This window comes from Mesorhizobium sp. M4A.F.Ca.ET.050.02.1.1 (assembly GCF_003997725.1).
GTDB lineage: Bacteria > Pseudomonadota > Alphaproteobacteria > Rhizobiales > Rhizobiaceae > Mesorhizobium.
The window spans coordinates 1-8,034 of sequence record NZ_RZSG01000226.1 but is presented as its reverse complement, the minus strand read 5'-3'; the positions used below and the strand labels follow the sequence as shown (position 1 = coordinate 8,034).

Below are 8,034 nucleotides of genomic sequence, written 5' to 3'. Positions count from 1 at the left end.
CGTCGATTGCCCTAAGGTCCTCGGTGAAGTCGGTTTCCGAGAATGCCTTGATGCAGTCGTAGTGCGCCTTGGTGCCGCCCATCATGCCCCGGCGCCGAAGTCTCGCAAGGCGTCATCGACAATTGGTGGCGCCAGGGCATGATGGGCGGCACCAAGGCGCACTACGACTGCATCAAGGCATTCTCGGAAACCGACTTCACCGAGGACCTTAGGGCAATCGACGTGCCGGTGCTGGTGATGCATGGCGACGACGACCAGATCGTGCCGATCGCGGACTCCGCGCTGCTGGCCATCAAGCTGCTCAAGAAGGGCGAGCTCAAGGTCTACAAGGGCCTTCCGCATGGCATGGCCACGACCCATGCCGACATCATCAACGCCGACCTTCTGGCCTTCTTCAAGGCGTAAGGCCTTTCGGAACACAAGACACCCGCCATCTGGCGGGTGTTCTTGCGTCAGGCCGTGCCGATATCAGGCGATGCTCAAGCCGCCGTCGATCAGAATTTCCGCACCGACGATGAACGGGCATTCGTCCGAAGCGAGAAAAACCACTGCGTTGGCAATTTCCTCGGCGGTCCCGAAACGACCGGCAGGCACCAGGCCGACCACCGCCTTGGCGCGCGCCTTCGCCGCTTCGGGATCCAGCCCGAGCTTGTCGTTGAGCGGCGTGTCGATCGGACCCGGGCTGATCACATTGGCGCGGATGCCGCGCCCTATGAGTTCGCCGGAGAGCGTTCTGGCGAGCGAGATCATGCCGGCCTTGGCGAGCGAATAGACGTGTGTCCCGGCCATTCCCATATGTGCGTTGACCGAGCCGCTGAGGATGATCGAGGACGGGTTCGAAAGCAGCGGCACCAGCGCCTTGATCAGGAAATACGGGCCTTTGAGGTCGATATCGATGCTCCTGTCGAACGCCGCCTCGGTCCAGTCATCGAGCGGGCGTAGATCGGCGATGCCGGCGTTGAGGAAGACGGCGTCGAGCCTGCCGAAGGTTTCTCCGATCTGTCGCGCGATATCGTTTTGCGTCGTAATATCGCCGGCGTCGGCGGCGATGACAAACGTATCGCCGCCAAGAATCTTGCGGGCCTCCTCGAGACGGCTCGTGTTGGTGCCAGTGATGGCGACACGAGCGCCTTCCTCAATGAAGCGCCGCGCCGTCGCCAGACCGATGCCGCTGGTGCCGCCGGTAATCAGCGCGACCTTGTCTTTAAGTCTGGACACTACAGATTGCCTCATCTCGCTCGTAGCGCAGCGCACCGATCGGGCGCTGAGCCCGGCACCTTAGTTCAAGTTGAAGGCGTTCGCGCTACGTCTCGTGATGTCGCGCACACGTTTCAAACACTAACAGGCTTTCGCCTGGCGTGTGGAGAGAGAATCCATGAGCGCGTGGCAACTGCCACGAGCTCACGTCGAGTCCCGAAGATCGGCGGTTCCTTAGCGGGTCGCCGCTTCCGCCTTCCGCGCTTCCTTCATGTTCGGCAAGAACACCGTCAGCAGGCCGAGCAGCGGCAAATACGAGCAGACCTGGTAGACGAAGTCGATACCCTTCATGTCGGCCAGGACGCCGAGCACGGCGGCGGCGATGCCGCCCATGCCGAAGGCGAAGCCGAAGAAGATGCCGGCGATCATGCCGACCCTTCCAGGCACCAGTTCCTGCGCGAAGACGACGATGTTGGAGAAGGCCGACGACAGGATCAGACCGATCAGCACCGTCAGCACCATCGTCCATTCGAGGTTGGCGTAGGGCAGCGCCAGCGTGAAGGGCAGCACGCCGACGATCGAGAACCAGATCATCGCCTTCTGGCCATAACGGTCACCGAACGGGCCGCCGAGCAGGATGCCCAGCGCCGAGGCGCCGAGGAACAGGAACAGCATGACCTGCGAAATCTGCACCGAAACGCCGAACTTATGGATGGCGTAGAAGGTGTAGTAGCTGGAGATCGAGGCGATGTATGCGTTCTTGGTCAGCACCAGCAAGGTCAGCACGGCCAGCGCCCACATGACCTTGCGGCGCGGGAAGGGCGAGACGAGGCTTGCCTGCTTGCGGCTGGCGAGCGAAGCGCGCAGCCGGCTGTACCAGCCGCCGACCTGCCAGAGAACGATGATGCCGATCAGCGAGCCGACGGCGAACCAGGAGATGCTGGTCTGGCCGAAGGGCACGACGATGAAGGCAGCGAGCAGCGGCCCCATCGCCTGGCCGAAATTGCCGCCGACCTGGAACAGCGACTGGGCGAGGCCGAAGCGGCCGCCCGACGCGAAGCGGGCGATGCGCGAGGATTCCGGATGGAAGATGGCCGAGCCGATGCCGATCAGCGAGGCGCCGATCAGCAGCAGCCAGTAGTGGCCGGCATGTGCGAGCACGACCAGTCCGATCAGCGAGGAGGCCATGCCCCAAGGCAGCGAATAGGGCATCGGCCGCTTGTCGGTGATAGCGCCGATCAGCGGCTGGAGCAGCGACGCCGTCACTTGGAAGGTGAAGGTCAAAAGCCCGATCTGCCAGAAGTCGAGGCCGTAATTGTCTTTCAAAAGCGGATAGATGGCCGACAGCAGCGACTGCATGATGTCGTTGACGCAATGGCAGAAGCTCACCGCAAGAATGACGGTGAAGGCCGTCGCTTGCGCCGAAGTGTGGCTGGCCGGCGCCGGAGTGGCGACGGCGGTGGCTGTGGTGTCGGTCAAGGCATGCTCCGTGGTCTTCCTGGCGGCGATCCGCAGGCAGCCTTATAGGATGGTTGCAAAGCGACTTCTTTCGTGGTTTGGTCCAATAGTTTCGCAAGTGGGCCATTGCCAATGCCGCATGGCAGGGAAGTCTTCAAGGGCGATGCCGCCGAACTCGGCCGGCTGCACCAGAGCCGCTGGCAGTGGCTGGAGGAGGCTGTCGGCCCAGCGGTGGCGCTGCCGACCGAATATCCCGACGGCTATCACGTGCCACTGCATCGCCACAGCCGCAGCCAGTTGCTGCATGCGCTGGTCGGCGTCGTGCTGGTGACGACGAAACACGGGCGCTGGATGGTGCCGCCCGACCACGCGATGTGGATCCCCGCCGGGATCGAGCATTCCGTCGAGATGCTGGGCGATGTCTCGATGCGTTCGGTCTATGTGATGCCGAACGCGATTGCCGGCCTGCCGGAGGGACTGCGCGTCGTCGGCATCACCGAGCTGATGCACAGCCTGATCGTGGAATCGGAAAAGCTGCCGCAAGGGGGTGAACTGGAAGGGCGCGGCGGGCTGATCATGGGCCTGTTGCTGCATGAGATCCCGAACCTGCCGGAACGGCCGCTCGGCCTGCCGTTCCCGTCGGATCCGAAACTGGCGGCGCTTTGCCGGCGCTTCGTCGCCGAACCCTCGCCGCATGCGACGATCGACGAATGGGCCAACGCCGCCGGCATGAGCCGCCGTACCTTCACCCGCGCCTTCCATCGCCAGACCGGGCTGTCGCTGTCGACATGGCGCCAGCAGGCGTGCCTGTTCGCGGCGCTGCCCAGGCTTGCCGACGGCGAGCCGATCACCAGGGTAGCGCTCGACCTCGGCTATGACAGCGTGCCGGCCTTCATCACCATGTTCAAGCGCATGCTGGGCGCCTCGCCACGCGGCTATATGCGCGGCGCGCGCGATGCCGGGGAGGGAGTGCGGCGGCTGAGCGGCCCGGCCAGACCGGAAAACGCAATGGTCTAGTCGAACAGGCTCGACACCGATTCCTCGGTCGCGGTGCGCGAGATCGCCTCGCCCATCAGGTCGGCGATCGAGATGACGCGGATGTTGGGCGCGTCGAGCACGGCTTGCGTCGGCTGGATGGAATCGGTGATCACCAGTTCCTGCAGCTTCGAGCTGCTGATGCGGGCAACCGCTCCGCCCGAAAGCACGCCGTGAGTGATGTAGGCGGTGACGCTGGTGGCGCCGTTGGCGAGCAGTGCATCGGCGGCGTTGCACAACGTGCCGCCGGAATCGACGATGTCGTCGATCAACAGGCAATCCTTGCCGGCGACCGCACCGATGATGTTCATGACTTCCGATTCGCCCGGGCGTTCACGGCGCTTGTCGACGATGGCGAGCTGCGCATCGAAGCGCTTGGCGAGCGCACGCGCCCGCACCACGCCGCCAATGTCGGGGGAGACGACGACGACATTGGCGAGCTGCTTGTATTTCGCCTTCACGTCGCGGGCCATCACCGGGACCGAGAACAGATTGTCGGTCGGGATATCGAAAAAGCCCTGGATCTGGCCGGCATGGAGATCCAGCGTCAGCACGCGGTCGACGCCGGCGCGGGTGATCATGTTGGCGACAAGCTTGGCCGAGATCGGCGTGCGGCCGGAAGCGCGGCGATCCTGTCTTGCATAGCCGAAATAAGGGATGACCGCCGTGATGCGCCGGGCCGAGGAACGCATGAAGGCGTCGATCATGATGAGCAGTTCCATCAGGTGATCGTTGGTCGGGAACGAGGTGGACTGCAGGATGAAGACATCCTCGCCGCGCACGTTCTCCTGGATCTCGACGAAGATCTCCTGATCGGCGAAGCGCCGGACGCTGGCCTTCCCCAGCGGGATGTTGAGATAGCGAGCGACCGCTTCGGCCAGCACCCTGTTGGAATTGCCCGCGAAAAGCTTCATGCACCGTTCCTGGTGAAGGATGGAGAGACCGAACAGACTCTCATGAGCCTTTTATGCGGGCTTTTAGCGGCCCGCGCCGGTATTGCAAGCCTCGTCATCGGGAATCCGTCGGCTAAGATCAAAAACGTCGCAGGCGATGAAAGCCGGCAACAGCCTAGCCGGCCTGTCCACCGAGCCACGCGGCGAACTGGTCGACCGTCTGGTCGGCGATGCCCTGCATGGTCGCTGGCGCGACGGCCGTCCAGCCATCGCCGCCCTTGACCGAGGGCGCCTTCTGCTGGCCGTTGATGCGGTGCAGCCGGTTGCCCGAGGGGTCGTAAATGTCCCAGACATAGATGACCGTGGTGTCGCTGCCTTCCGAAATTGCCGAGAAATAGCCCTTCAGCACATGCGTGGCGGTCTGGTCGGTGCTGCCGGCAAGCGTGATGCCGCGCTGCCTGGCACGCGTCTGAAGCTCGGCCGTCAGCGGCGCCGCGGCCTCCACCGAGGCGCCAACGATCGGCGCCACCTGCAACCTTGTCCTGGCGATAGCAGCGGCGCTCTGGGCCGGTGAGGCAGGGGTAGGCGACGAAGCGGCCGGGGCCGTCGTCGAGGGCGCCGGAACGGTCGTGGTTGCCGTGTTGCTCTGAGTGGCAGGCAGCGTCTGGGCCGAGGTCGCCGGCGGGGTGATGGCAGAGGGTTCCAGAACGTCCTTGGCATTGGTGCAGGCGGCCAGCGCCAATGCGGCAAGCAATGACACGGTCGTCACCTGCGATCGTCTCATCTGCCCGAAAACTCCCTGGCGAAGAACGCCCCTCGCGAACCTGCCATTATGGATTCACTGTACGATCAAGTCGAGATCATGACGGGACAGCGGCCTCGGCTGCGATTCGGTGGTGAGGTAGGTGCGGCCAAGGGTCATCGCCGTCTCGGTTTCGGAGTCCATAATGATCATATGGGCGAACAGCGTCATGTTGGGCGCGATCGGCTCGGGATTGCCCTGATAGAACATCGGCATGTCCATCCATGACGGTGTGAAGCGGGCGCCGACCGAATAGCCGCAGGCGTTCAGCCGGTGCTTGGTCAGGTTGTGGGCTTCGAGCGTTCGGGCATGTGTGTCGAAGACGTCGCCGAAGGTGTTGCCGGGCGTCATCGCCTTCTCCACCGCCAGAAGCGCGGCGCGGGCAGCATCGAACAGCTCCTGATGGCGCTTCGAGACCCTTCCGGTCAGCGCCGTGCGCATCATCGGCGCGTGATAGTGGTGGAAGACGCCGGCCCATTCGAGTGTCAGCTGGTCGTTCTTGGTCAGCTTGCGGCGCCCGGCCTTGTAGCGACAGAGCAGCGCGTCGACGCCGGAGCCGATAATGAATTCATTGGCCGGGTAGTCGCCGCCGCCGGCAAAGACCGCGCCCTGCATGGCGGCAAGGATCAGCGCCTCGTCGCCGCCCTGCTTGATCAGCGGCAGGGCAGCATCGAGCGCGTCGTCGGACAGGCTGGCGGCCTTTTCGACCTTGGCGATCTCGGCCGGGCTCTTGAACAGACGCAGCCGTCCAACGATGCCCGATGCATCGGCGATCTGGCCGAAGGTCTGCAGTTGCTCGTCGAGGCGGCGGCCGTTGTACGCCGTCAGGCCATGGGTGTCGTATTCGACGCCGATGCGGGCGCCGAGCAGGTCGAGCTCGTTGAGCAGGTTGCGCAGGTCGATCGCCGGGTTGGCGCCGTCGCGGTCGGTCCACAGGACGATGTTGTCGATGATCGAGGTTTGGCGCGCCTGCCTGAGATCGGCCGAGCGGGTCAGCAGCACCATCGACCCGTCGGCCTTCACCACCAGGCACTGGAAGAAGCAGAAGCCGAACGTGTCGTATCCGGTCAGCCAATACATGCTCTCCTGCGCGAACAGGAGCACGGCATCGAGCTTCTTCTCCGTCATCTCGATGATGAGCCGGTCGCGCCGCGCGTCGAATTCCGATCGTTCGAAGTGCAGCGCCATTATTCTTTCTCCAAAACAATTGCCGAAACCTGGCGTCCGTAATCCGCTTCCTTGCGATGGGTGGTGCGCCGGTAGGAATAGAAAAGGTGTTCTTCAGTGTAAGTGCAGCGGCCGAGACCCTCGGCGGTGACGCCCGTCTTTCTCAGCCGGTCGACCGTATAGAGGTTGAGGTCGAACAGCGCATGGCCGGGTTTGGCCGATGGCGCGAAATAGCTGATGTTGCCGGCATCGGCGTCGACGAAACGCGAGATGAATTCGGGTCCGACCTCGTAGTTCTCCGGCCCGATCGACGGTCCGAGAACGGCAACGATACGCTCGCGGCGGGCGCCGAGGCCTTCCATCGCCGCGACCGTGTTTTCGAGCACGCCGGCGAAGGCGCCTTTCCAGCCGGCATGCGCGGCGCCGACGACGCGCGCCTCGGTGTCGGCGAACAGCACCGGCCCGCAATCGGCCGTCGAGGCGCCGACGGCTATGCCCGGCCGGTCGGTGACGATGGCGTCGGCCGTGGGACGAGGGCCGGCAAAGGGCTCCCTGGCGATGACGACATCGGGCGAGTGGACCTGATGCGCGGTCAGCAGATGGCTGGCCGGCACCCCCATCCATTCGGCGACGCGGCGGCGGTTCTCTTTGACGCGCTCCTGATCGTCATTCGAGCCGGTGCCGATGTTGAGGCCGCGATAGATGCCGTCGGAGACGCCGCCGATACGGGTGAAGTAGCCGTGGCGGATGCCCCTGGCTTTCGCCGCTTCGAGCAAGGGTGAGCGAACAGGATCCGGTTTGGTCTGATTGAGCATGGATGGGTTTGTTGTCCGCGCCGGCGATTTCGTCAAGGTGAAGTTCGGACAAGAGCCCGTTTGCGCGACCGGGTTCGCAACCCGGCCGCCCGCCTTGGCTCAAGAGACTGGACCGGCCTTAGGCAGCATTTTCAGGACCTTGAACAACTCCCCCATAGCATCAGGCCCAGCCAGCCGCTCAACGGCGTCGGAAATGGCTTGCCGCGACTTTCCATCCGCCTTGGCGCCCAGCGATCCCGCCCTTTCGAGCAGGCCCATGCCGAGCAGGAAATCGCCCTGCGTGGTCGTTTCGACATCGAGGCCGTGCGCCCGGGCGGTCGCTGCCAGGGCGGCGAAATCGACATGCGCGGTGAGGTCCGCTTCGCCCGGATTGGCCAGCACGTTGTCGTGATCATGCTTGCGCAAGGCCTGCAGCGTGTCGCCGATGCCAGGCCGGAGATGGCCGTAGTCGATGAAAAGGCCGGCGCCGCCGTGCCCCGCTATCCGCTCAGCGATCGTTCCCATCAGCGCGGCGCGGGCCGGCGCCAGTTCGACGATCGCGCCTTGCGGCGCGTCCTCGGCGTCGTCGGGCAACAGGGACGGATCGACCGAGCCTGCGCCGGCGAAGAAGCGCAGGCCATCGTCATCGGCGAGGCCGATCATCCGTTCGCGCCAGCCGGCACCGCTG

8 protein-coding genes and 2 pseudogenes are annotated in these 8,034 nt (G+C 64.4%); 2 read left to right on the top strand and 8 right to left on the bottom strand.

What is annotated here, in order from left to right; translation table 11 throughout:
• Positions 1–94, bottom strand: a pseudogene (locus EOA33_RS40510) (alpha/beta hydrolase); the annotation flags it as partial.
• On the opposite strand from EOA33_RS40510, the pseudogene EOA33_RS16595 reads away from it, so the two are divergent.
• Positions 88–405 (top strand): annotated as a pseudogene (locus EOA33_RS16595) (alpha/beta hydrolase); the annotation flags it as partial. The pseudogenes EOA33_RS40510 and EOA33_RS16595 sit on opposite strands and share 7 nt — an antisense overlap.
• A 63-nt stretch (positions 406–468) precedes the next feature.
• Here EOA33_RS16595 and EOA33_RS16590 read toward each other — a convergent pair.
• Together EOA33_RS16590 and EOA33_RS16585 are read right to left on the bottom strand one after the other, a co-directional pair.
• Positions 469–1,218 (bottom strand): SDR family oxidoreductase, encoded by a 750-nt coding sequence (locus EOA33_RS16590; RefSeq protein WP_126058683.1) that lies wholly within the window; start codon positions 1,216–1,218, stop codon positions 469–471.
• A 213-nt stretch (positions 1,219–1,431) separates the two neighbouring features.
• On the bottom strand, positions 1,432–2,676 hold the full coding sequence (locus EOA33_RS16585; RefSeq protein WP_189375492.1) for an MFS transporter: 1,245 nt from the start codon (positions 2,674–2,676) through the stop codon (positions 1,432–1,434).
• Positions 2,677–2,787: 111 nt separating this feature from the next.
• Between EOA33_RS16585 and EOA33_RS16580 the strand changes: the two genes are divergently transcribed.
• Positions 2,788–3,672, top strand: a complete 885-nt coding sequence (locus tag EOA33_RS16580) for a helix-turn-helix transcriptional regulator (protein WP_126058685.1) — start codon at positions 2,788–2,790, stop codon at positions 3,670–3,672.
• On the opposite strand, the gene EOA33_RS16575 is transcribed toward EOA33_RS16580, so the two are convergent.
• The 5 genes from EOA33_RS16575 to EOA33_RS16555 form a co-directional block, all read right to left on the bottom strand.
• Positions 3,669–4,604, bottom strand: coding sequence for a ribose-phosphate pyrophosphokinase (locus EOA33_RS16575; protein ID WP_126058686.1), 936 nt, complete (start codon positions 4,602–4,604; stop codon positions 3,669–3,671). The two genes, EOA33_RS16580 and EOA33_RS16575, sit on opposite strands and share 4 nt — an antisense overlap.
• A gap of 154 nt (positions 4,605–4,758) precedes the next feature.
• A complete protein-coding gene (locus tag EOA33_RS16570) occupies positions 4,759–5,367 on the bottom strand; it encodes a hypothetical protein (RefSeq protein ID WP_126058687.1) in 609 nt (202 codons plus the stop codon).
• 54 nt (positions 5,368–5,421) lie between these two features.
• Positions 5,422–6,573: a Xaa-Pro peptidase family protein gene (locus tag EOA33_RS16565; protein ID WP_126058688.1), complete on the bottom strand. Its 1,152-nt coding sequence runs from the start codon at positions 6,571–6,573 to the stop codon at positions 5,422–5,424.
• Entirely contained in the window at positions 6,573–7,367 is a 795-nt protein-coding gene (gene pgeF, locus EOA33_RS16560; protein WP_126058689.1) for a peptidoglycan editing factor PgeF, read from the bottom strand. Before pgeF ends, EOA33_RS16565 begins: the two co-directional genes overlap by 1 nt.
• 99 nt (positions 7,368–7,466) lie before the next feature.
• The coding region (locus tag EOA33_RS16555; RefSeq protein ID WP_190234289.1) for an SAM-dependent methyltransferase at positions 7,467–8,034 on the bottom strand (568 nt) is incomplete at its 5' end.